Origin of the sequence: Ensifer sp., from assembly GCF_035999185.1 — a bacterium.
GTDB lineage: Bacteria > Pseudomonadota > Alphaproteobacteria > Rhizobiales > Rhizobiaceae > Ensifer.
Genome location: NZ_DASYHB010000178.1, coordinates 1 through 22445, shown reverse-complemented (window position 1 = coordinate 22445; position 22445 = coordinate 1). Strand labels below are relative to the sequence as shown.

General features: G+C 63.3%; 20 protein-coding genes. 9 read left to right on the top strand and 11 right to left on the bottom strand.

Translation table 11 applies throughout. The annotated features are described in order from the left end of the window. Positions 1 to 4 precede the first annotated feature (4 nt). The 5 genes from VGO04_RS24230 to VGO04_RS24210 all read left to right on the top strand — a co-directional run bounded on the left by VGO04_RS24230 (position 5) and on the right by VGO04_RS24210 (position 6425). Entirely contained in the window at positions 5 to 1153 is a 1149-nt protein-coding gene (locus VGO04_RS24230; protein WP_327498513.1) for a tetratricopeptide repeat protein, read from the top strand. Between the two features lie 276 nt (positions 1154 to 1429). Then, positions 1430 to 2230, top strand: a complete 801-nt coding sequence (locus VGO04_RS24225) for an inositol monophosphatase family protein (RefSeq protein WP_327498512.1) — start codon at positions 1430 to 1432, stop codon at positions 2228 to 2230. Between the two features lie 254 nt (positions 2231 to 2484). Beyond that, positions 2485 to 3588, top strand: a complete 1104-nt coding sequence (locus VGO04_RS24220; RefSeq protein ID WP_327498511.1) for a MotA/TolQ/ExbB proton channel family protein — start codon at positions 2485 to 2487, stop codon at positions 3586 to 3588. A gap of 3 nt (positions 3589 to 3591) precedes the next feature. Next, entirely contained in the window at positions 3592 to 4623 is a 1032-nt protein-coding gene (locus tag VGO04_RS24215; protein WP_327498510.1) for a peptidoglycan -binding protein, read from the top strand. 155 nt (positions 4624 to 4778) lie between these two features. Beyond that, on the top strand, positions 4779 to 6425 hold the full coding sequence (locus VGO04_RS24210) for an FAD-binding dehydrogenase (protein WP_327498509.1): 1647 nt from the start codon (positions 4779 to 4781) through the stop codon (positions 6423 to 6425). 279 nt (positions 6426 to 6704) lie between these two features. Here the strand turns inward: VGO04_RS24210 and VGO04_RS24205 are convergent, their stop codons facing one another. Together VGO04_RS24205 and VGO04_RS24200 are read right to left on the bottom strand one after the other, a co-directional pair. After that, positions 6705 to 7697: a tripartite tricarboxylate transporter substrate binding protein gene (locus tag VGO04_RS24205; protein ID WP_327498508.1), complete on the bottom strand. Its 993-nt coding sequence runs from the start codon at positions 7695 to 7697 to the stop codon at positions 6705 to 6707. A 137-nt stretch (positions 7698 to 7834) separates the two neighbouring features. Further along, a complete protein-coding gene (locus VGO04_RS24200; RefSeq protein ID WP_327498507.1) occupies positions 7835 to 9637 on the bottom strand; it encodes an ABC transporter ATP-binding protein/permease in 1803 nt (600 codons plus the stop codon). Between the two features lie 206 nt (positions 9638 to 9843). Here VGO04_RS24200 and rpmE point away from each other — a divergent pair, with 206 nt between their 5' ends. Continuing rightward, the gene (rpmE, locus tag VGO04_RS24195) at positions 9844 to 10065 is read left to right on the top strand and encodes a 50S ribosomal protein L31 (protein WP_053249635.1); all 222 of its coding nucleotides are present in this window, start codon (positions 9844 to 9846) and stop codon (positions 10063 to 10065) included. 277 nt (positions 10066 to 10342) lie between these two features. Here rpmE and VGO04_RS24190 read toward each other — a convergent pair whose 3' ends face one another. From VGO04_RS24190 to VGO04_RS24180, 3 genes are all read right to left on the bottom strand, one after another. Further along, a complete protein-coding gene (locus tag VGO04_RS24190; protein WP_327498506.1) occupies positions 10343 to 10861 on the bottom strand; it encodes a DUF1465 family protein in 519 nt (172 codons plus the stop codon). Between the two features lie 355 nt (positions 10862 to 11216). Continuing rightward, complete coding sequence (locus VGO04_RS24185) at positions 11217 to 11405, bottom strand: DUF1192 domain-containing protein (protein WP_077959771.1); 189 nt, start codon at positions 11403 to 11405, stop codon at positions 11217 to 11219. Further along, positions 11392 to 12693, bottom strand: coding sequence for an MFS transporter (locus VGO04_RS24180; RefSeq protein ID WP_327498505.1), 1302 nt, complete (start codon positions 12691 to 12693; stop codon positions 11392 to 11394). Before VGO04_RS24180 ends, VGO04_RS24185 begins: the two co-directional genes overlap by 14 nt. Positions 12694 to 12986: 293 nt before the next feature. Here VGO04_RS24180 and VGO04_RS24175 point away from each other — a divergent pair, with 293 nt between their 5' ends. Together VGO04_RS24175 and VGO04_RS24170 are read left to right on the top strand one after the other, a co-directional pair. Continuing rightward, positions 12987 to 13142, top strand: a complete 156-nt coding sequence (locus VGO04_RS24175; protein ID WP_327498504.1) for a hypothetical protein — start codon at positions 12987 to 12989, stop codon at positions 13140 to 13142. Between the two features lie 108 nt (positions 13143 to 13250). Further along, positions 13251 to 15188 (top strand): TPR end-of-group domain-containing protein, encoded by a 1938-nt coding sequence (locus VGO04_RS24170; protein WP_327498503.1) that lies wholly within the window; start codon positions 13251 to 13253, stop codon positions 15186 to 15188. A 34-nt stretch (positions 15189 to 15222) separates the two neighbouring features. Here VGO04_RS24170 and VGO04_RS24165 read toward each other — a convergent pair whose 3' ends face one another. Next, positions 15223 to 16737, bottom strand: a complete 1515-nt coding sequence (locus tag VGO04_RS24165; protein WP_327498502.1) for an MFS transporter — start codon at positions 16735 to 16737, stop codon at positions 15223 to 15225. Positions 16738 to 16842: 105 nt separating this feature from the next. Between VGO04_RS24165 and VGO04_RS24160 the strand changes: the two genes are divergently transcribed. Next, complete coding sequence (locus VGO04_RS24160) at positions 16843 to 17397, top strand: TetR/AcrR family transcriptional regulator (RefSeq protein WP_327498501.1); 555 nt, start codon at positions 16843 to 16845, stop codon at positions 17395 to 17397. 65 nt (positions 17398 to 17462) lie between these two features. On the opposite strand, the gene VGO04_RS24155 is transcribed toward VGO04_RS24160, so the two are convergent. The 5 genes from VGO04_RS24155 to VGO04_RS24135 form a co-directional block, all read right to left on the bottom strand. Further along, complete coding sequence (locus VGO04_RS24155; RefSeq protein WP_327498500.1) at positions 17463 to 18392, bottom strand: PhzF family phenazine biosynthesis protein; 930 nt, start codon at positions 18390 to 18392, stop codon at positions 17463 to 17465. A 237-nt stretch (positions 18393 to 18629) separates the two neighbouring features. Next, positions 18630 to 19655, bottom strand: a complete 1026-nt coding sequence (locus tag VGO04_RS24150) for a class I fructose-bisphosphate aldolase (RefSeq protein ID WP_327498499.1) — start codon at positions 19653 to 19655, stop codon at positions 18630 to 18632. Between the two features lie 247 nt (positions 19656 to 19902). Further along, positions 19903 to 21099: a phosphoglycerate kinase gene (locus VGO04_RS24145; RefSeq protein ID WP_327498498.1), complete on the bottom strand. Its 1197-nt coding sequence runs from the start codon at positions 21097 to 21099 to the stop codon at positions 19903 to 19905. Beyond that, positions 21099 to 21689, bottom strand: coding sequence for a putative glycolipid-binding domain-containing protein (locus VGO04_RS24140; protein WP_327498497.1), 591 nt, complete (start codon positions 21687 to 21689; stop codon positions 21099 to 21101). Before VGO04_RS24140 ends, VGO04_RS24145 begins: the two co-directional genes overlap by 1 nt. A 5-nt stretch (positions 21690 to 21694) precedes the next feature. Then, positions 21695 to 22445: type I glyceraldehyde-3-phosphate dehydrogenase (locus VGO04_RS24135; protein ID WP_327498496.1), on the bottom strand; the 751-nt coding region annotated here is incomplete at its 5' end.

The following is a 22445-nucleotide window of genomic DNA, read 5'->3' as shown; positions in this document are numbered from 1 at the left end:
GTCGATGTTCAACCGACTGCCTCCCAGACTGAGTCGAAGTGTCTCCCTTTTCGCGTTGGCAATTGCGCTGGCGCTGCCGGCCTATGCCCAGGAGCAGCCGGACGCAGGCAACGATGCCGGCGTCGAGAAGCGCGGGCGCATCACGCCTTTCAACGGCGCAGCGCTGCCGGAAGGTGCAGCTTCGGGCAAAACCGACGAAAAGTCGGACGGGTCTCAGGGTAAGAAGCCGGCTGACGGAACGGCGCCATCAGGAGGCGTCGGTGTCTTCGACCGAATGGGTGCCGAACTGCCGGCGCTCCCGGCGGAAAAGCCTTTTTCCGGCAAGGTCGATGACGCCTATGGCGCCTTCCAGCGCGGCTACTATCTGACCGCGATGGACCTCGCATTGCCGCGGGCGCAGCTGGGTGACGCGGCGGCGCAGACGCTGATTGCTGAAATCCTGCAGCAGGGGTTGGGCGTCGTGCGCAACCCGCAGCAGGCGGCCTTCTGGTATGGCCAGGCCGCGGAAAAAGGCGATCCGGCGGCGATGTTCAAGTATGCGCTGATCCTGATGGAGGGGCGCTACGCCAAGCGCGATCGGAAAAAGTCCGAGGAGTTGATGAAGAGGGCGGCCGACCTCGGCAATGGCTCGGCGCAGTTCAACTACGGGCAGACGCTCGTGGCCGACAATCCCGGACCGAAGGGGTTGAAGCTGGCGATGCCCTATTACGAGAAGTCTGCCGAGCAGGGGATTGCGGACGCGCAATATGCGCTGTCGCAAATCCTGGTCAATGTCGATGGCATCGAGGAGAGCAAGCGAACGCGGGCGCGCGAATGGCTGATCCGTGCGGCGCGCGCGGGTTTTGACACAGCGCAGCTCGACATCGCCATCTGGATGATCGAAGGCATCGCCGGCGAGCGGAACCTTGAGGACGGATTTGGCTGGATGCGGCGAGCGGCCGAGGGCGGCAATGTCGTCGCGCAGAACCGGCTCTCGCATCTCTATGTCAATGCCATCGGCACGCGGCCCAATCCGGTCGAGGCGGCAAAATGGTATGTGCTTTCGCGCCGCGCGGGGCTCAAGGACGATACGCTCGAGGACTTTTATCTCGGTCTCAACGAAGAGCAGCAGAAGCAGGCGCTCAGCGCCGCCAACAAATATCGCCGCAGCTGATCAGTGCCGAATGCGGCCGATTCTGCTTTAGAATGGCGCCGGAACGCTATTTTACTTGAATTGCCGGGGCTTTTGTGGTTCTGAAACCGCGGTTTTGCTCGACGTGCCGCGACCGGCGGCGAATGCGAGCGGAGTGAAAATTCACTCGGTTTTTTGACGACGGAGCTGGATCTGCGGTTTGCCTGGAAGCGGGCAATTCGGGCCTTGTTCCGTCAAGCAGGTTCAACGTCCGACCGAGCGCGCTCGATCGGCTTTCGTTTTCAAAGGGATCGCCATATGGCCCGTTCAGCTCTCCTCAATGTCATGGTTCAGGCCGCCTTCAAGGCGGGCAAGTCGTTGGCCCGCGATTTCGGCGAAGTCCAGAACCTGCAGGTCTCGCTCAAGGGACCGGGCGACTATGTTTCGCAGGCCGACCGCAAGGCCGAAAAGCTCATCCGCGAAGAACTTCTGAAGGCTCGCCCGACCTACGGCTTCCTCGGCGAGGAAGGCGAAGAGATCATCGGCACCGACGGCGCGCACCGCTGGATCGTCGATCCGCTCGACGGCACCACCAACTTCCTGCACGGCATCCCGCATTTCGCGGTCTCGATCGCGCTCGAGCGCCAGGGCGAGATCGTCGGCGCCGTCGTCTTCAACCCGGCCACCGATGAGCTTTACACCGCCGAGCGTGGCGGTGGCGCGTTCCTCAACGACCGTCGCCTGCGCGTCGCCTCGCGCAAGCATCTCTCTGACGCGGTGATCGCCACCGGTACCCCGCACCTTGGCCGCGGCAACCACGGCAAGTACCTGATCGAGCTGCGCCACGTGATGGGCGAAGTCGCAGGTATCCGCCGCATGGGCGCAGCGTCGCTCGATCTTGCATATGTGGCTGCCGGCCGTTTTGACGGCTACTGGGAACGCGATCTTGCCGCCTGGGACATTGCTGCCGGCGTGCTTCTCATCCGCGAAGCCGGCGGCTGGACGCACGACATCAACGGCGGCGCCCGGCCGGTTGACGACGGTTCGGTCGTGTGCGGCAACGAATACATCGTCAAGGCGCTGACGGAGGTCGTTCATCGCCCGGTGCCGACAAAGTAAGCCGGCCTTCTTGGCAAGTGCTGCAGCCTCCGATGCGCATCCGCGTCGGAGGCTTATTTTTTGGATCGAACGCCAGAGCGGCAACACGACTGTGCCACAGGTCCATGCCTAGCTAGGGACCTGCGGGCGGTCGCAGCGCCTTGGCCGATTGCATAATTTGGCCCTTGAATCGATTTCGGTTTCGGGAATTATGCGGTAGGCTCCGGGCCGGCGATGCGCCGTTCCGTCAAGTGAACCGGGAGATACTGATACCGATGACGAAACTGCATCTGTCCGGTTGGAACGGTCGGGAAGGCATGGAAGACGGCTACAACCCGCACAAGCTCTCGAGCCCCATGCACTATTTCTGGACGATGGTGGTCTTCCTGATCATCGTCGGTTTCGTGGGCGCGATCCTCTTCCGCCAGGCCCACAATGCCTTTCTCGCCAATCCCGGCCTCAACGGGTTGATCGTCGGGGTGCTCCTGATCGGCATCCTGCTGGTTTTCAATCATGTGCTGGCGCTGCGACCCGAGGTGCGCTGGTTCAACTCGTTCCGTGCCGCCGGCAGTGCCGACAAGGTCGGACGCGACCCGGTTCTGCTTGCGCCCATGCGCGCCCTGATCGGTGGTCGCCAGACGGCGATTTCGACGACGGCGCTGCGCTCGATCCTGGATTCCATCGCGACGCGGCTGGACGAGACGCGCGATATCTCGCGCTATCTGATCGGACTTCTGGTGTTTCTCGGCCTGCTCGGAACCTTCTGGGGACTGCTCGGCACCATCGGCTCGATCAACACGGTGATCCAGTCGCTGGATGCGGGTTCTGGAAGCACCGAGGACGTGCTGGCCGCGCTGAAGAACGGATTGTCGGCGCCACTGACCGGTATGGGCACGGCCTTCTCGACCTCGCTTTTCGGCCTTTCCGGCTCGCTGATCCTCGGCTTCCTTGATTTGCAGGCCGGTCGGGCTCAGAACCGGTTTTATACCGAACTCGAAAACTGGCTTTCCTCGGTCACCGATGTCGGCTCGGAGTTGACGCCTGCGTTCGACCTGCCTGCAGGCGCCCCTGTCGAGGAGCTGAAGAAGCTCACCGATCAGCTCGTCCGTCTCAACCAGGAAGGGGGCGCGAACCAGCGCACGACCGCGGCCATGGCAACGCTCGCCGAAGGCATTCAGGGCCTGGTCAAGAACATGCGTGGTGAGCAGCAGATGCTCAGGGACTGGATCGAGGCCCAGCAGGACGAGGCCAAGGCGATGCGCAAGACGCTCGACAAGCTGGCTTCGCGCATCGGCAGCGGCGATCGCCTCGCGGTGCATGGCGACAAGTCGGCCGTTCCTGCCAAGGTGAGCCGCATGGACGAGACCGGAGGGGAGTGATCCATGGCGCTCGCCCGAAAAGGCCGCACGCAGCGCACGGTCGACTACTGGCCGGGGTTCGTCGACGCACTGTCGACCCTTCTGCTGTCGATCATGTTCCTGCTCACCGTCTTCGTTCTGGGACAGTTTCTCCTGAGCCGTGAAATCAGCGGCAAGGACGAAGTGCTGACCCGGCTGAACAGCCAGATCAACGAGCTCACGCAACTGCTGGCGCTGGAAAAGAGCGGCAAGCAGGATCTGGAGGATTCGCTTGCCAATCTCCAGGCGTCGCTTGCCACGTCCGAAGGCGAACGATCGCGCCTGCAGGCGCTGCTCGACCAGGGTGCGGGAAGCACTGATGCTGCCAACCAGAAGATCGGCCGCCTCGGCTCCGAGCTCGATACCGAGCGTGAGGTCAGCGCCCGCGCCATGAGCCAGATCGAGCTGCTGAACCAGCAGATCGCCGCGCTGCGCAGCCAGATCGCCGCCATCGAGGTGGCGCTGCAGGCCTCGGAAGCCAAGGACCAGCAGTCACAGACCAAGATCGCCGATCTCGGCCGGCGGCTGAACGTCGCGCTTGCCCAGCGCGTGCAGGAGCTCAACCGCTACCGCTCCGACTTCTTCGGGCGCCTTCGGGAAATTCTCTCCGATCGCGAGAACATCCGCATCGTCGGAGACCGCTTCGTCTTCCAGTCGGAGGTGCTCTTCCCCTCCGGCGGCAACGACCTCAATCCCGAGGGGCAGGCGGAGATGGCGAAGCTCGCCACGGCCCTGCTCGATCTCGCCAAGGAGATCCCGGCGGAGATCAACTGGGTGCTACGCGTCGACGGCCACACGGACAATGTGCAGCTTTCGGGCGCCGGTCGTTTTGCCGATAACTGGGAGCTTTCGTCGGCCCGCGCGACGTCGGTGGTCAAGTTCCTGATCTCAAAGGGCGTGCCGGCGGACCGGTTGGTGGCTGCCGGCTTCGGCGAATATCAACCGATTGCACCGGGCGAAACCCCGGAGGCCCGGGCGCAGAACCGTCGCATCGAGCTCAAACTGACCGAGAAGTAAACGCTGCTTCCAAGTATCTGGGGCTCGGTGCCTGCCTCTTGAATTGACCTTGACGTACGCGTAACAGTTGCTCCAGCCACTCACGTGGCTGCAGCGACCCGTGCGCGATTGAAGCGACGCCGGGCGCCGAGTGGGATGCGAGGGGAGAGCATTTCATGGATTGCGACGTATTGGTCATCGGCGCAGGGCTAGCGGGTCTCGTTGCGGCCTCGCAGGCGGCCGCACTTGGCAAAAAGGTCATCGTTCTCGATCAGGAGGGGGAGCAGAACCTCGGCGGACAGGCGTTCTGGTCGCTGGGCGGGCTCTTCTTCGTCGACAGTCCCGAACAGCGCCGCATGGGCATCCGCGATACACGCGATCTCGCCCGACAGGACTGGATGGGTTCCTCGCAATTCGACCGCCCGGAAGATCATTGGCCGCAGCTCTGGGCCGAGGCTTATCTCAATTTTGCCGCAGGCGAGAAGCGCTCCTGGCTGCATTCCCTCGGCATGCGCTGGTTTCCTGTCGTCGGCTGGGCGGAGCGTGGCGGTGGGCTTGCGCACGGACACGGCAATTCGGTTCCGCGTTTTCACGTGACCTGGGGCACCGGTCCGGCGGTGCTTGAGCCATTCATCCGCCTGACGCGCGAAGCGGAAAGCCGGGGCCTCGTCCGTTTCCGGTTTCGTCACCGGGTGGATGAACTCACGATCACCGACGGTCGGGTGACCGGGGCGCGCGGCGCGCTCTTGAAGGAGGACCCGGTCGGGCGCGGTGAGCGCAGTTCGCGCGACGTCGTCGGCGACTTCGAGATTTCGGCGGGCGCGGTCATCGTCTCTTCGGGCGGGATTGGCGGCAACCACGATCTGGTGCGCCGCAACTGGCCGCGAAAGCGCCTTGGCCAGCCGCCGGCAACCATGGTTGCGGGCGTGCCGCATCACGTCGACGGACGCATGCTGGAGATCGCCAGCCGGGCGCGGGGTTCGATGATCAACGCCGACCGCATGTGGCACTATACCGAGGGGCTGAAAAACTTCGACCCGATCTGGCCGGATCACGGCATCCGCATCCTGCCTGGCCCTTCATCCTTCTGGTGCGACGCCGACGGCAACCGTTTCGCAGCACCGGCCATGCCGGGTTTCGACACGCTCGGCACCTTGCAGGCGATCCGCGACAGCGGCCATGACTACAGCTGGTTCATCCTGACCAGGGCGATCATCAAGAAGGAGTTCGCTCTCTCGGGCTCCGAGCAGAACCCGGATCTCACCGGCAAGAGCATCGCGTTGCTCTTGAAGCGGCTCGGCAAGAACCCTCCGGGACCGGTCCAGGCTTTCATGGACAGGGGCGAGGATTTCATCGTCCGCGATCGGCTGGATGATCTCGTCCCGGCGATGAACGCGCTCACCGGCGACAACCGTCTGTCGCTCGAGCACCTGCGCCAGCAGATCGAGGCGCGCGACAGGGAGATCAGCAACCCCTTCTCAAAGGATGCCCAGGTGACGGCGATCCGCGGTGCCCGCAGCTACCGAGGCGACCGGTTGCTGCGCACCGCAAGACCACACCGGCTGCTCGATCCGAAGGCCGGGCCGCTGATCGCCGTTCGCCTGCATATTCTGACGCGCAAGTCGCTCGGTGGCCTGCAGACCAACCTGAGCGGCCAGGTGCTGGAGCAGTCGGGCGAGCCTGTACCGGGTCTCTACGCGGCCGGCGAAGTGGCCGGTTTCGGCGGAGGCGGAATGCACGGCTACAACGCGCTCGAAGGCACGTTCCTCGGCGGCTGCATCTTTTCCGGCCGGGAGGCGGGGCGGGGCGCTGCGGGCGCGTAGCGTTTGGCGTGCCGGTCATCGTTGTGCCAGACGATTGCCCCTCTCCTCGGGTTTAACCCGAGGACTAGCCTTCTCCCCGCACGCGGGGAGAAGGGACGGCCGAATATGTGGCGACCTTTCCTAGCCTACGTCTCAATGATGCGCGGCTGGCAACCGGCCAACGCCTCCCATGTCGGTAGGAATGATGGCACGGCGCGTGCCACACGTCCCTTCTCCCCGCGCGCGGGGAGAAGGTGGCGGCAGCCGGATGAGGGGCGGTGGCCTCGGTAGACCTGAGCGTCAATCCATCTGCACGTTGGCGTCGCGCACGACGGGCGTCCACTTCGCCAGTTCCGCGGTCACATGCGCCTTCAGCTCGTCCGGGGTCGAGCCGACGATCTTGGCGCTGAATTCCTTCATGCGTTCGACGACAGCGGGGTCCTGCAGGGCCTTGTTGGCCGCCTCGTTAAGGCGGGCAACCACCGGCTCAGGTGTGTTGGCTGGCGCAAAGAGTGCGTTCCAGGTGTAGGTCTCGTAGCCCGGAATGCCCGCCTCGGCGACCGTCGGCACATCGGGGAAGGAAGGGGCGCGTTCCGCGGTGGTCACCGCAAGCGCCCGCAGCGTTCCCGCCTTGATGTGGCCGGAGGACGAGGGAAGGTTGTCGAACATGATCGGCACCTGGTTGCCGATGACGTCGTTCAGCGCCGGGCCTGCGCCCTTGTACGGGATGTGCTGCATGCTGACGCCGGCCATCTTCTTGAAGAGCTCGCCTGACAGATGCAGTGGCGTTCCGTTGCCGGAGGACGCGTAGCTGTACTCGTCGGGCTTGGCCTTCAAGAGCGCCAGCAGTTCCTCGACATTCTTGGCCGGCAGCTCCGGATTGACCACCAGCACATTGGGCACGACCACGAGCAGCGAGATCGGCGAAAAATCCTTCTCCGGATCGTAAGGCTTGGTCTTGAGAATCAACGGATTGAGGGCGTGGGTGGCGACGGTGCCCATCAGGATCGTATATCCATCGGGGTCGGCGCGGGCGACATTGGCGGCGCCGAGATTGCCGCCGGCGCCGGCGACGTTCTGCACGATCACCTGTTCGCCGAGATCCTCCGACATTTTCTGCGCGACGATGCGTGCGACCACATCGGTCGAGCCGCCGGCGGCGAATGGCACGACGAGCGTGACCGGTCGGTCGGGGAAGCCCTGGGCAAGAGCGGCCGAGCCAAGGGGCAGCGCGGAAAGCGCCATCAGGCCGAGCGTCAGCGTCGCGCGCCGGGTCAGATGCGAAAATGCCATGCGATAGTCCTCCCGATCAATTCATGAGAAAGCGAAGCCGGCCTCCTCGACCGGGCCCCATAACAATAGGGCTCGGCCTTCCGGCGGCAACCGCTTTACGGCAAATCGGAGGAGGCTTTTCGTGCCAAACGGCCTGTTCAGCTCTGGGAGCTCACGAACAGGGCTTCGGCACCGTGGTTGAACTGCAGGCGTGCGAGCTTCGCATAGAGCCCGCCGTGACGAATGAGCGAGGCGTGCGTGCCTTCCTCGACGATGCGGCCGTGATCCATGACGAGAATGCGGTCGGCCTTCAGTACGGTTGCGAGCCGATGGGCAATGATCAGCGTCGTGCGCTCATGCAGCAGACCGTCAAGCGCCTTTTGGACCAGCGTCTCGCTTTCGGCATCAAGCGCCGAGGTCGCCTCGTCGAGAAGCAGAATGGGCGCGTTCTTGAGGATGGCGCGGGCAATGGCGATACGCTGGCGCTGGCCGCCCGAAAGCGTGACGCCGCGTTCGCCGACATGGGTGTCGTAGCCCTTGTCGAGCCGGCCGATGAACTCGTCGGCCTGGGCGGCGACGGCGGCGGCGCGAACCGCTTCACGGCTGGCGCCAGGCATGCCAAACGCGATGTTGTCGTGGACCGACGAGGCGAAGATCGTCACGTCCTGCGGAACGATCGCGATCCGTGCACGCAGGTCCTTCGGATCGACCGTGCGGATATCGATGCCGTCGACGGCGACAGTGCCCTTCGCAGGATCGTAGAAGCGAAGCAGCATGGAGAAAACGGTGCTCTTGCCGGCGCCGGACGGGCCGACGATCGCAACCGTTTCCCCCGGCTTGACCGCCATGGTGAGCCCGTTCAGGCTCTTGAAGTCGGGGCGCGACGGATAGGCGAAATAGACGTCGTCGAACGAAACGGCGCCCGTTGCCGGGACCGGAAGGGCGACCGGGTTTTCAGGCGCCTGGATCTCCGGGATCTCCGTCAGCAGTTCGTTGAGCCGCTCTGCAGCACCGGCGGCCTGCGAAAGCTCGCCCCAGACTTCCGAAAGCGAGCCGAGGCTGCCTGCCGCAAAGACCGAATAGAGCAGGAACTGGCTGAGCGTGCCGGCCGACAGGTTGCCCGCCAGCACGTCGTGGGCGCCGAACCACAGCACCGCGACGACGCTGCCAAATACCATGGTAATGGCAAAGGCGGTCAGGACAGAACGGGCCTTGATCGCGGCGCGGGCTGCGCCATAGGCATCCTCGACGGTGCCTGCGAAGTGACTGTTTGCCAGCGCCTCGCCGTTGAAAGCCTGGACGGTGCGGGATGCGGCGATCGCTTCGCCGGCATAGGCGGATGCTTTTGCCAGCGTGTCCTGCGCCTCGCGCGAGCGGCGGCGCACGGAGCGGCCGAAACCGACGAGCGGAAAGACGATGACGGGAATAGCGATCAGCACCAGGCTCGAGAGTTTCGGGCTGGTATAGACCATCATGCCGATGGCGCCGAGACACAGGATCAGGTTGCGCAGTGCGACCGAGGCGGTGGCGCCGACCGCGGACTTCACCTGCGTCGTATCGGCCGTCAGCCGCGACACGATCTCGCCGGACTGGTTGACGTCGAAGAAGGAGGCGGAGAGGCGGGTCACCCGATCGAAGACATTGCGCCTGAGGTCAGCGACGATACGCTCGCCGAGCGAAATGACGAAATAGTAGCGGGCGGCGCTTGCGAGCGCGAGCACGATGGCCAGCAGCATCAACATCGAGAAATAGGTGTTGATGAAGCCGCTGTCGGAGCTGGAAAAGCCGTTGTCGACCATGCGCCGGACTGCAAGCGGCAGCGTCAGGGTGGTGACCGCCGCAATGACGAGCGAAATGCCTGCGCCGATCACCAGATGGCGATAGCGCGCAAGGTAGGGCAGCAGCGTGGCGAGAGGGCGAATGGACTTGCGCGCTGGCGCCTGGTTTTCTCTTGACGACACTTGACCCCTTTCGCCAAGCACGGAGGAAAGGGTTTCCCATGAGTCTTCCGCGCGGCACTTGTTATCCCGCAGACCTTGATGTATAGGCACGGCATCCAATTGGGAAGCCGTGGCCCTTCAGCCGGTCCGCGGCTTCATTTACGTGTTCGGTCTCGAAGTCGCAATGCCTTGCGACAATTGGACCCTGGAACTCTAGGAAGATCGTTATGAAGGCAGACATCCATCCCGACTACCACCTCATCAAGGTGGTCATGACTGACGGCACCGAATACGAAACCCGCTCGACCTGGGGTTCGGAAGGCGCCACCATGAACCTGGAAATCGACCCGAAGTCGCACCCGGCTTGGACGGGCGGCAACCAGCAGCTCATGGACCGCGGCGGCCGCGTCTCCAAGTTCAAGAAGCGCTTCGAAGGCCTCGGCCTCTAATCGATCGTTTCTTCGGAACGCTCAAAGCCCGGCTCTGCCGGGCTTTTTTGTTGCCTGATGATGCCCCTGTGTCGCGTCGTCTTCAGACGCCGAGCGTCTTGTCGGCCGGGCAAAGGTCGCTGTAGCATTGTGAATTGCCGCATGGTTTTGATCCTCTGATCGGTTGCGATTAAAGGAAGCATGCAGTTGGGCGGCCAAGTGCGCGGATGAAAGGCAGAAACAAAAAACCCGGCCATCGAGCCGGGTTGTTGTCTGTCTGCTGACAGGAAATGCCTGATCAGTTGCTGCCGAAGGCCGTCTGAAGCAGCTTGATCTGTGCCTTGACGCCGTTCTGGTTGTCCGGAACGATGGCGGCGGCTTCGTGCGGGCGGTAGATTTCGCGGTCGAGCAAAGCGACGCGGTTCTGCAGGCGCAGCGACCGTTCGATCAGGTCGCGGAAGGATTCCGGCAGTTCGGCCCAGCCGGGTGCTGCCTTGTCGACGTTGAAGCTGTCGAGGCGAACCTTGCTCTTTTCCGACATCACCTGGTCGCGGCTCATCTCGCCGTTGTTGACGGCGCGCTGCAGCAGCAGCCAGGAGGCCATCTGCATCAGGCGGGTGGTGAGCCGCATGGATTCAGCCGCATAGAGGACCGATGCCATGCGCGGCAGAACCTTGGAGGCAGCGCGGCCGGGGCCGTCGAGATAGGTTGCTGTTTCTTCAACCAGTCCCATGCCTTCCGAATAGAGTGTCTTGAATTGTGCCGAGGACGCTGCGTGTCCTGCGAAACTGACCGTATTCAATCCTCTCTCGGACATGACCTGTTTTCCCTGGTTCAAACGCATCACGACAGTCAGGTAGTGGACGGTTATGGCAAATAAATCCTTGCCCGCCTCTATGCTTGAAGAATGATCCGATAGCGCATTTCGCGCAAGGGCATTCTTAAGAAAGGGTTAATCTCCACAGTTCTTTGGATAAACCTATGCCAAAACAAAAAAAGAGCCGCGGAAAGCGGCTCTCAAGGTAAAACAGGGAGAAAAATCAGACCCATTCGCCAGTCGGTGAAAATGTCTGAGACCGGAAAGCTCCGGATGCCCTGACAATCGCAGATAATGCTTAATGCGTCGTTAAATGCGGCTCGTTTTGCTGCGCGCCTGCGGGCAGTAAGACCCGTCAACGAAACAGGTTTTCGGCCGCCGAGCGGCTCGCCGATTTCCGTGTGCGTTCGGCTTCCAGCCGGGCGATTTCCTCGGTCAGAAGGGCGATGCGTTGCGTCAGCTCGTCAACGGACAGGAGTGCTAGATCGCTGCCGATTTCATGGGCCACCTTCTTTTGCGGCCGATCGTCGTCAAACAGGCTCATCGGACTGATCCTCCCAATCTGGACGTTTGTCCGGTTCATTGCGGTCTTCTTCAAACGGGGCCGCGCGCGGCGAAAGCTGCAGGCTTTCCGGTGTCGTCGGCGCACCGGCGCTGACCGGCGAGAAGGCGTCGCGGTCGGATACCGGCACGGGCGCGCGCATGCGGCTGCGGATGATGGCATAGGCCGTGATCAGGATGTGGGCGCAGGCGGTGATCATGAACAGGCCATAGGGGCCGGCTGCCGTCATGACCGGGCCGCCGATCGTCGGGCCGATGATGGTGCCGATGCCATAGAGCAGCAGCAGGCCACCCGAGACCTTCACGAAGTCTTCGGCGGTGGCGAAGTCGTTGGCGTGCGAGACGGCGATCGGATAGAGCGCGTTGGCGGCGGCGCCGTAAATCGCGATCAACGTCAACACGATCCAGACCTGGCTCGGCTCGATGAGGAAGATCAGCAGCCCGGCGAGAGCGCCAACCCCGGCAAGGGCCGCAAGGACGTAGCGCCGGTCGATGCGGTCGGAGAGGCGCCCGGCCGGCAGCTGCATGACGGCACCTGCGAAGATCGCGACGCTCATCATCGCCGCAACGGTGCTGTCGGACAGGCCGGCCTGGCGGCCGAAGACGGCGCCGAGCGTGCCGAAGGCGCCGTTTGCGATGCCGACGAGCAGGATGCCGAGGAAGGACACCGGCGAGTTGCGGTAGAGGCCGCGCAGGTCGAGGCTCACCTTCTTCAGCGGCTGCGGCGAGGCGGCCTTCGACATCAGGGTCGGCAACATGGCGACGCAGTAGAGGATGCCGCAGATCATGAAGAAGAAGCTGGTCGAGGTGTCGCCGAACGGGATCATCATCTGGCCGCCGACGACGCCGAAGAGGGTGATGGCGATGTAGAGCGAGAAGATGACGCCACGGCTTTCGTTGGTGGCGCGCTCGTTCAGCCAGCTTTCGATGATCATCGATGTGCCGGCGGTGGCAAAACCGGTCAGGGCTCTCAGGATCAGCCAGGAGGTGCTGTCGATCAGGATGCCGGTCAAGAGCGCGACGATGGCGATCAGCGAGGCAAAGACGCTGAAGGCGCGTACATGGCCGATGCGCTTGACGACATTGGGGGCAAAGAAGCAGCCAAGCACGAAGCCGGCGGCCCAGGACGTGCCAATCAGGCCGAGGATGGTGGTGGGATAGCCTTCAGCGGTGCCGCGCACGGGAAGAAGCAGCCCCTGCAGACCATTGCCCAGAAAGAGAAACAGCGTGCCAAGCAGAAGGGCGGCGACCGGGAGCAGGTTCTTTCTCATCATCCATCCGAAATTCGTTCTGCCGTCAGCAAGTTAGGGCGGTGCCTGTCGAATTGCCAGCCGGTTTCGCTTTGCAGCACTTTGGGTTGCCGCATGTTTTTTACCTTCAATCGAAGACAATTGAAGGAAACATGCAGCTGCCGGTCATTGCAAATCGGCTCTGGAAACACTAGCCCTTTTTGCCATCGGCAGCGTATCGCCAGTCCTTGCGAGGGGCGGTGCTTCCTGCGACTGATGATGCCGGCTCTGCGAACAGGCGCCGGTCGATACGGCTCCATAAACACGAGGGCAACATGCAGAAGGCGCTCGCCCTTATTCTTCTCCTGGCGATGGCCGTGCAACTGATTTGGCCACTCGGCCTGCCGGGGCTGCGCTATCGACGCGACTTCTGGAAGATCGCGGTCTTTGCCATCGTGATGATGATGGTGACGGTGCTGATCCGGCCGTAGCCGTCACCCGGCGCGGCGCGCACCCGTTCCATTTGTAACTTCGGAGCCGAGCACCCGATGCTAGGGTTGTGCGTATATTCGCTACAACTACAAAAGGGCGCAGGACAGATGGGGAAGAACGCGCTAGAATACCCCCTTCATCTGAGGGATGAATTCGGGGGTTTCTTGGAACGCCGGCTTGCTGCCATTCTCGCCGCCGATGTCGTGGGCTACAGCCGCCTGATCGGCGCTGATGAGACCGGCACGCTTGCCGCGATGAAACGTCACAAAAGTGAACTCGTCGATCCGAAGATCAGCCGTCACAAGGGACGCGTGGTCAAGCTCACCGGCGACGGCCTTCTGGTCGAGTTCGCGAGCGTCGTGCATGCGGTCGCCTGCGCCGTCGATATCCAGCGCGGCATGCTGATCCGCAACGAGGGCGTGCCGCCGCTCAAACGCATCGAACTCAGGATCGGCGTCCATCTCGGCGACATCATCGTCGAGGACGGCGATATCTTCGGCGACGGCGTCAATGTCGCGGCCCGTATCGAGGGCCTGGCGGAGCCCTCCGGTATCGCCGTCTCCGCTTCGGTGCGCGACCATGTCGGCTCGCGGCTGGATGTGGGCTTCATCGACAGGGGCGAGCACGCGCTGAAGAACATCGCCGCCGGCGTGCATGTCTATTCGGTCGCGCTTGGTGCACCCACGAAAGTCCCTTCCGCGCCGAATGGCACTTGCCCGGTCGTGCTCGACGACGGCTACGGGCTCTCGGTCGGCGTGCTGCCCTTCACCAATATGAGCCACGATCCGGAACAGGAATACTTTTCCGACGGCATTACCGAGGACATCATCACGGATCTGTCGAAGATCTCGAAGCTGCATGTCGTCGCCCGCAACACGGTGTTTACCTTCAAGGGGCGGTCGGTGAAGGTGAAACAGGTCGCCCAGGAACTCGGGGTCCGCTACATCCTCGAAGGCAGCGTGCGCAAGGCCGGTGCCCGGGTGCGCATCACCGGACAGCTCATCGATGCGCTCACCGGAACGCATCTGTGGGCTGACCGCTACGACCGGGACTTGACCGACATCTTCGCCATTCAGGACGAGATCACTCACGCGATCGTCGATCAACTGAGGATCAAGCTGCTGCCGGCGGAAAAGCGGGCGATCGAGAGCGATCCGACCACAAGCGTCGAGGCCTATACCTACTATCTTCGCGGGCGGCAGTTTTCCCACGCCTGGACCCGATCCTATCTGCTTTTGGCGCGGCGCATGTTCCTGAAGGCGGTGGAGCTTGATCCGGATTTTGCCCGTGCCTATGCCGGCATTGCCGATTGCGAGTCGGCGCTGCGCGACTGGCATGAGGACGAGTTTCCGCTGCAAAGCATTCTGTCCATGGCCGACAAGGCGCTGGCACTCGACCCACACCTTGCGGAGGCGCATGCGTCGCGTGGCCTGGTGTTGCACCAGGACGGGCAGTGCGACGAGGCGGTCGCCGAGTTCGAGCAGGCATTGACGCTGGATGCGGGGCTTTACGAGGCGAACTTCCATTACGGGCGTTTCCTGTTCATGCAAGGCGCCTTCGACACGGCGATCCAGTTCTTCAAGCGCGCGGCGGATATCCGGCCGGACGATTATCTGTCGCCGATCCATCTGATGAGTGCCTACCGGTCGCTCGGCCGGGATACCGAACGCGCGCAATGGGCACGCATCGGGATTTCGCGGGCGGAACGGGCGCTGGAGCTCAATCCGGAAAACTCCGGTCCCGCGCATCGCGGCGCGCTGGCGCTTGCCCATATGGGCGAGGCCGATCGGGCGCGGGAATGGGCGGCGCGGGCAATGGCGATCGACCCGGACGACGTTGTCGCGCGCTACAACACGGCCTGTGTCTATTCCATTCTCGGCGATATCGACGCGGCGCTCGACCTGCTCGAGACCTTGCTGCCTCAAAGTTCGTGTTACCAGTTGCTCTGGTTCAAGCAGGATTCAGACCTGGACGCGGTGCGCCATCACGTGCGCTTCCAGGCGATGGTCGAGGCGATCGCCAAATGCGAGGCGGGTTTGCGCTGAACCGCCGGGCGAGGTGTTCGCCCGGCGGCAGTGCTTAGTGATGGCTCGCGCGGCCCGGTTCGGCTCGTGCGCCGCTGCGGCCGCCCGTCAGCCACCAGATGGCGAGACCGGTGGTAAACAGCATGGCCGTCGCAGTCATCACCACGGCGGTGAAAGCCTGTTCGAAGGCGATCCGCGCTCGGGTGACGAGTTCTGCGGCCACGTCCGATGGCAGCTTCTCGGCGAGCAGCAAGGCTTCGTCCAGGCTGTCGCGCGCCATCGGCGAGATGGCGGCTCCCTCCGGAAGGACGAGGAAAGCGGTGTAGACGAGCGACATCACGCTGCCGAGCACGGCAATGCCGATTGCCCCACCAAGCTCGAACGAGACCTCTTCGATCGACGCCGCCATGCCTGCCCGCTCCGCGGGGGCATTGAACATGATGGCGCTCGAAGCGGCCGTCATCGACGCGCCGATGCCGAGGCCGAGAACGACGAGGCTGACGATCTGACCCAGAGCGCCGGCCTCATGGACAAGCAGGTACCCACCAAGGCCAAGGGCCGAGAGGATAAGGCCGGAGCGCAGCACCACCTCCGCCCCGAGGCGCGGCAGGACCGTACCGGTCACCGGGCCCGCCACGAAGGCGGCAAGCGGGATCGGCAGGATGAACAGGCCAGCCTGAAGCGGCGAGAAGCCTTCAACCAACTGCAGTTGCTGGCTCAAGACAAGCTCGATGCCAACGATGGACGCGGATGCGACCAGCGCGGCGGCAACGCCTGAGGAAAAGGCCGGATTGCGGAATAGGCCGAAATCGATCAGCGGATGGCTGCCTTGGCGCTGGCGGCGGACAAACAGGAAAAGCGCGACAGCGCCGATGACAGCTGCGGCGAGACCCGCCTCAAGCGAAGGCTCGCGTTTGCTGGTTTCCTTGATCGCATAGGCAAGGCCGATGAGGCCGACCATGATCTGCAGCGAGCCGATAGCATCCCAGGGATGTTTGGGGTTGCCGGCATTGTTTGGCAGTACGATCAGGCCGAGCAACAGGGCAACAGCTACGACCGGCACGTTGATCAGGAAGACCGAGCCCCACCAGAAATATTCCAGCAGGAAACCGCCGAGCACTGGGCCGATGGCTGCACCTCCGGAAGCGATCGCCGCCCAGACGCCGATCGCCAGCGCGCGTTCGCGTTCGTCGGTGAAGGTCAGCCGGATGATCGACAGCGTTGCCGGCATCATCAGAGCAGCACCGACGGCGAGCAGCACGCGGCCGCCGATCAGGACTTCCGGATTGGGTGCGTAGGCCGCGATCAGCGAGGCGATGCCAAAGACGGCGAGGCCGACGATGAAAGGCTTCTTGTGGCCTAGCCTGTCGCCGAGCGTGCCGAGGCCGGGCAAGAGGCCGGCAACGACTAGGGCATAGGCGTTGACGATCCAGAGCTTCTCGGACGCGGTCGCGCCGAGATCATGGGTCAGGCGGGGAAGGGCAGTATAGAGCACCGTCATATCGACGACGATCAGAAACAGCGCGCTCGATACGATGGCCAGAACGAGCCAGCGATTTTGCGGTAGCATGGTACACCTCGGGTGGCCGCCCACAGGGGATTGTAAGCTTGGCCTTGTTTACGTAAGGGCTATAATATAAATACATACGTATGGATTTAAAAATGGGAAGTCAAGATGGGGCGGCGACGAACGATCGATCGTGACAAGGTTCTGGATGCGGCGGAGGCGATCGTACTTTCCATCGGTGCGGGCGGCTTGACGATCGATGCGGTCGCCAAGGCGTCCGGCATCACCAAGGGCGGCGTTCAATATTGCTTCGGCAACAAGGACGGCCTGATCGACGCAATGATGGAGCGCTGGTTCAACGATTTCGACAGTGCCGTTGCAGCCGAAGGCGGTGGCGACCCGGACCCGATGAAGGCGATGCGCGCGTATGTTGCGGTGACGGCGCGAATGGATATGGCCGACAAGGCCCGAACGTCCGGCATGATGGCGGCACTTCTGCAACGCGAAGACCATATGGCGAAGAACCGCGCCTGGTATCGCGCCCGTGTCGATGGTCTCGACCTCTCGACCGAGGAGGGGCGCCGGGCGCGGCTGATGTTTCTCGCGACCGAAGGCGTCTTTCTGCTGCGTGGTTTCGGTTTCCTCGAGATGGCCGACGCGGAATGGCAGGATATGTTCGCCGATATCCTCAAGCTGCTGCCGAAGAAGGACGAACAAGCCTAGCGAAACGCACTATCGCCTCCTCGACGATTGCGCGCGGCACCAGATGCTGCGGCAAAGCGCAGCTGTCAGAGGTCGATGACCCCGCGCATGGCGCTGACGCAAGTGCCGGAGAGGCTGACCTGGCGAACGACACCGTCCTGCTTGCGGACGGAAGCGCCGATGAGACTGCGGCGTCCCATCTCCACGCCCTGCTCGATCACGATCTCGACATCGATATCCCGCTCAGGCAGTCGCGCGACGAGATAGGCGGAAAGGGCTGCCGAAGCGCTGCCGGTCGCCGGATCCTCATTGACGTTATCGAGCGGCGCGAACATGCGGGCGCGGATCTGCCAGGGTCGATCGGCGGAGCGGCTATAGAGAAACAGGCTGAAACTGTCTTCCTCGGGCTTGTAGCGCGCATTTGCCGCCTGGAACGCGGTGACGTTCGGCCGCGCCGTCGACAGCGTCGCGACATCGCTGATTTCGGCGACCGCGAAGGGCAGGCCGACGGACAGGCGGGTCGGCACATGGACGCGCGTGCTGATGGCTCCCGGCGTGAGCGACGCGCAGGCGGCAATGGTCTCGGCGTCGATCTCGGGGCCAACGGTGAGGCCGCGTGGAACGACAATATTTGCGCCGGTGACTTCGCCGCGTTCGCGCAGCAGCGTCGCGGCAACCAGTCCGGCCCTCTCCTCAAATAGCAGGACCTCGCCCGGAACACGGCCGAAGATCTCCTGTCGCCGGCCGAGCACGAAGGCGGTACCGACATTGGGGTGGCCGGCAAAGGGGATCTCCGCCGTCGGCGTGAAGATCCGGACCTCGGCGGTGTTGGCCGGGTCGCGGGGCGGCAGCACGAAGGTCACTTCCGAATAGCCGAACTCGGTGGCAATCGCCTGCATCTGGCTATCGCTCAGGCCGCGGGCATCCGGAATGACGGCAAGCTGGTTGCCGGCAAAACGTTCGTCGGTGAAAACGTCGACGGTGACATAGGAGACGGATTGCGGGGCTGCGGTCATGGTTTCAGCTTTCGCTTGTCGGGCGCCGGTAGGCCCCGTCTTCACTGGGAAGCCAAGGCTTAAGCCAATCGGCCTGCCGTACGAAGACGCTGATTTGTCCGGGTGACAACTTCCATGTCCGTTCGGAACATGGAGCATGGTGTCGACCATGCGCGGGAAGTGTTGCCTCCTTTTCCTAAGGCGCGATGAAAAAGGGGCCGCATTGCAGCCCCTTCGTTTTCTGGGTGTCGTATGCGGTCAGGCCGCCTTTTCGAGATCCTTCTTCCAGGTGCCCTTGGCGGCGAGGCTGCACATCTCGGCGCGATGGGCGAAGGCGCGCTGGCCGTCGCCGATGTTGTCGGCCTTGCCGTGCCAGGCGTTGAGCGCCTCCTGCTGGAGCGCACGGCCATAGGAGAAGGTGAGCTTCCACGGCAGGTCGTGATGGGTGTTCATGGCCGAAAGGTGGGCGGTCGCCTCTTCGGTCGACTGGCCGCCCGAGAGGAAGGCGATGCCGGGCACCGCCGAAGGTACGGTGCGCTTCAGCACCTTGATCGTTCGCTCAGCCACCTCGGTCACGGAAGCCTTGCGGGCCTTCTTGCCGTCGATCACCATGCTCGGCTTCAGGATCATGCCTTCGAGCTTGACGCGCATGGCGGCCAGTTCCTCGAAGGAGGTGCGCAGCGTCCATTCGGTCACTTCCTCCGAGCGCTCGATCGAATGGTCGCCGGGCGCGCCGTCCATCAGCACCTCCGGCTCGACGATCGGCACGATACCGGCCTCCTGGCAAAGAGCGGCGTAGCGGGCAAGCGCATGGGCGTTGGCGCGAACGGCGCCCGGGCTTGGCAGCGTATCGGAGATGGCGATCACCCCGCGCCATTTGGCAAAGCGCGCGCCGGCCTCGTAGTATTTCGCCAGCCGCTGGCCGAGCCCGTCGAGCCCCTCAGTGATGGTTTCCGCCGGAAAATTGGTCATCGGCTTGGCGCCGGCATCGACCTTGATGCCGGGGATCGAGCCGGCGGCCCGGATGATGTCGACGAGCTGCGTGCCATCGACCGCATGCTGGAAGAGGGTTTCCTCGTAGAGGATGACACCGGAGATGTACTTGCGCATCGCCTTGTCGGCGCGCAGCAGCATCTCGCGGTAGTCGCGCCTGGAGGTCTCGGTGGATTCAAGGCCGATCGTATCGAAACGCTTCTTGATCGTGGCCGTCGACTCGTCGGCGGCAAGCAGCCCCCGGCCGTTGGCGACCATGGCAATGGCGATGTCTTCCAATCTTTCCGTCATGCTTCTTCTCCCTAGACAACGCCGATCGTCAGGATCAGGCGGGTACTGAAACAAACAGCTTCGGACCGACGGCGCACGGGGCAGCCGCCACGCTCCAAACGAGGGCGCGAGTAACAGGTGAAATTGTCCAGGAAAATGGCAAGAAAAGCGACTGAAACGATTTAAAATTTTTTAATCGATTGAACTGTAACGATTTTTTCTTAGAGACTTGGCGCGCGGCAGTTGTGCCGCGCGCCAAGTCAGTAGCTTACTTCTGCTTGAGGATGTCGACGCCCGGAAGCGGCTTGCCTTCCATCCACTCGAGGAACGCGCCGCCTGCGGTCGAGACATAGCTGAAATCGTCGGCGACTTCGGCATGGTTCAAGGCTGCAACGGTGTCGCCGCCGCCGGCGACCGAAACCAGCGCGCCCTGGCGGGTGCGGGCAGCCGCATGCTTGGCAACGGCAACCGTCGCCTTGTCGAAGGGGGCGATTTCGAAAGCGCCGAGCGGGCCGTTCCAGACCAGCGTTTCGGCCTTGGAGATCCAGTCATTGACGGCAGCGATCGACTTCGGACCGACGTCGAGCACCATGGCATCGGCGGGGATGGCGTTGATGTCGACCACTTCGTTGTCAGCACCTGCCTTGAACTCGCGGGCGATCACGCCGTCTTCGGGCAGCACGATGGCGCAACCGGCCTTGTCGGCGGCCGCGATGATTGCCTTGGCGGTATCGGCGAGGTCATGTTCGCAGAGCGACTTGCCGACATTGACGCCCTTGGCGGCAATGAAGGTGTTGGCCATCCCGCCGCCGATGACGAGCGCGTCGACCTTGGTCACCAGGTTCTGCAGCAGGTCGATCTTGGTCGAGACCTTGGCGCCGCCGACGATGGCCACAACCGGGCGCTTCGGCTGGCCGAGGCCCTTCTCCAGCGCCTCAAGCTCGGCCTGCATGGTGCGGCCGGCATAGGCGGGCAGATGATGGGCGAGGCCCTCGGTCGAGGCATGGGCGCGGTGCGCAGCCGAGAAGGCATCGTTGACATAGATGTCGCCGTTGGCGGCGAGCGCCTTGACGAATTCGGCCTCGTTCTTTTCCTCGCCCTTGTGGAAGCGGGTGTTTTCCAAGAGCAGCACGTCGCCGTTGCTCATGTCGGCAATGGCGTTCTTGGCCTTGTCGCCGATGCAGTCGGCGCCGAAGTGGACGCGCTGGTCGAGCACGTCTTCGACCGCCGTCGCGATCGTCTTCAGCGACATCTCGGCGACCGGTTCACCCTTCGGGCGGCCGAAATGGGCAAGCAGGATGACCTTGGCGCCCTTCTCGGACAGTTCGCGGATGGTCGGCGCGACGCGCTCGATGCGGGTCGCGTCAGTGACCACGCCGTCCTTGACCGGCACGTTGAGATCGACGCGCACCAGAACGCGCTTGCCGGCGATGTCGGTCAGATCGTCGAGGGTCTTGAAAGTCATCAGATAGTCTCCGGTGATAGTCTTTGGAAAAGGGTGGGGTAGTCGATGACGAGGCCGTCCTCATCCACGGGCAGGTCCGCAGTAAAACTGCGGTCCTCGGCCTCGTAGCGATAAAGCCTGAAATCTTCGAGGCAGGTGTAGTGCTGGCCGTCGACAACGGGCTCGAACGTGTCGAACGGCACGTAGAGCATCTTCAGCCTGGTCGTGCCGGCCTGCCGATCAAGGCCAAGGCGACGGATCGGCAGCGTATTGGTGAAAGGCGTGCCGGCGAGGTCGATATCGATGCAGCCGTCGAACTCGGGCAGGGGCGCGCCTCGCGCCGTCATCCACTGGCCGGGCACATCCGAGCGCAGATGCAGGCTGCGGCCATCGGTCGTGTCGACCATCAGCTTGCGAACAAACCAGCCGTTATCGCAATCGATCCGGTAACGCGCACCGTAGGGTGCACCGCCGCGACTGCCGATGAGAACGCCGACGGCGCGGATGACCGCGCCGTCGGGAGTATCAGTTTGCGTCAGCGTCAGGTGTTCGAGCCCTTCCCCTTCCAGCGGACGCCAGCGGACCGTCGTTGAGGAAAGGGCGCGAAACATCTGACTTAGATGAGCTTGGCGAAGGCGACCGCCGTGTCGGCCATGCGGTTCGAGAAGCCCCACTCGTTGTCGTACCAGGTCAGGATACGAACGAAGTTGCCTTCGACGACCTTGGTCTGGTCGATCGCGAAGATCGAGGAGTGGCTGTCGTGGTTGAAGTCGCGCGAAACCAGCGGCTCTTCCGTGTAGCCGAGAACGCCCTTCAGCGCGCCGTTCGAGGCCGCCTTGATGGCGTTGGTGATTTCCTCGACCGAGGTGTTGCGCTTGGCGACGAACTTGAAGTCGACGACCGAGACGTTCGGGGTCGGAACGCGGATCGAGGTGCCGTCGAGCTTGCCCTTCAGTTCCGGCAGAACCAGGCCGACGGCCTTGGCAGCACCGGTCGAGGTCGGGATCATCGACAGAGCGGCAGCGCGGGCACGGTACAGATCCTTGTGCATCTGGTCGAGCGACGGCTGGTCGTTGGTGTAGGAGTGGATCGTGGTCATGAAGCCGTGGCTGATGCCGATGACATCGTTCAGGACCTTGACGACCGGAACCAGGCAGTTCGTGGTGCACGAGGCGTTGGAGATGACCAGGTGGTCCTTGGTCAGCTGGTCGTGGTTGACGCCGTAGACGACCGTCAGGTCAGCGCCATCGGCCGGAGCCGAGACGATGACGCGCTTGGCGCCGGCGGTCAGGTGGGCTGCAGCCTTGTCGCGCGCGGTGAAGATGCCGGTGCACTCCATCGCGATGTCGATGCCAAGTTCCTTGTGC

Bases quoted from the DNA above. Each gene is read 5' to 3' on its own strand.
- VGO04_RS24230 (WP_327498513.1), top strand. From the start codon at position 5: ATGTTCAACCGACTGCCTCCCAGACTGAGTCGAAGTGTCTCCCTTTTC.
- VGO04_RS24155 (WP_327498500.1), bottom strand. From the start codon at position 18,392: ATGACCGCAGCCCCGCAATCCGTCTCCTATGTCACCGTCGACGTTTTC.
- VGO04_RS24205 (WP_327498508.1), bottom strand. From the start codon at position 7,697: ATGGCATTTTCGCATCTGACCCGGCGCGCGACGCTGACGCTCGGCCTG.
- VGO04_RS24180 (WP_327498505.1), bottom strand. From the start codon at position 12,693: ATGAGAAAGAACCTGCTCCCGGTCGCCGCCCTTCTGCTTGGCACGCTG.
- VGO04_RS24165 (WP_327498502.1), bottom strand. From the start codon at position 16,737: ATGCTACCGCAAAATCGCTGGCTCGTTCTGGCCATCGTATCGAGCGCG.
- VGO04_RS24170 (WP_327498503.1), top strand. From the start codon at position 13,251: ATGGGGAAGAACGCGCTAGAATACCCCCTTCATCTGAGGGATGAATTC.
- VGO04_RS24210 (WP_327498509.1), top strand. From the start codon at position 4,779: ATGGATTGCGACGTATTGGTCATCGGCGCAGGGCTAGCGGGTCTCGTT.
- VGO04_RS24140 (WP_327498497.1), bottom strand. From the start codon at position 21,689: ATGTTTCGCGCCCTTTCCTCAACGACGGTCCGCTGGCGTCCGCTGGAA.
- rpmE (WP_053249635.1), top strand. From the start codon at position 9,844: ATGAAGGCAGACATCCATCCCGACTACCACCTCATCAAGGTGGTCATG.
- VGO04_RS24160 (WP_327498501.1), top strand. From the start codon at position 16,843: ATGGGGCGGCGACGAACGATCGATCGTGACAAGGTTCTGGATGCGGCG.
- VGO04_RS24190 (WP_327498506.1), bottom strand. From the start codon at position 10,861: ATGTCCGAGAGAGGATTGAATACGGTCAGTTTCGCAGGACACGCAGCG.
- VGO04_RS24150 (WP_327498499.1), bottom strand. From the start codon at position 19,655: ATGACGGAAAGATTGGAAGACATCGCCATTGCCATGGTCGCCAACGGC.
- VGO04_RS24215 (WP_327498510.1), top strand. From the start codon at position 3,592: ATGGCGCTCGCCCGAAAAGGCCGCACGCAGCGCACGGTCGACTACTGG.
- VGO04_RS24175 (WP_327498504.1), top strand. From the start codon at position 12,987: ATGCAGAAGGCGCTCGCCCTTATTCTTCTCCTGGCGATGGCCGTGCAA.
- VGO04_RS24220 (WP_327498511.1), top strand. From the start codon at position 2,485: ATGACGAAACTGCATCTGTCCGGTTGGAACGGTCGGGAAGGCATGGAA.
- VGO04_RS24225 (WP_327498512.1), top strand. From the start codon at position 1,430: ATGGCCCGTTCAGCTCTCCTCAATGTCATGGTTCAGGCCGCCTTCAAG.
- VGO04_RS24185 (WP_077959771.1), bottom strand. From the start codon at position 11,405: ATGAGCCTGTTTGACGACGATCGGCCGCAAAAGAAGGTGGCCCATGAA.
- VGO04_RS24145 (WP_327498498.1), bottom strand. From the start codon at position 21,099: ATGACTTTCAAGACCCTCGACGATCTGACCGACATCGCCGGCAAGCGC.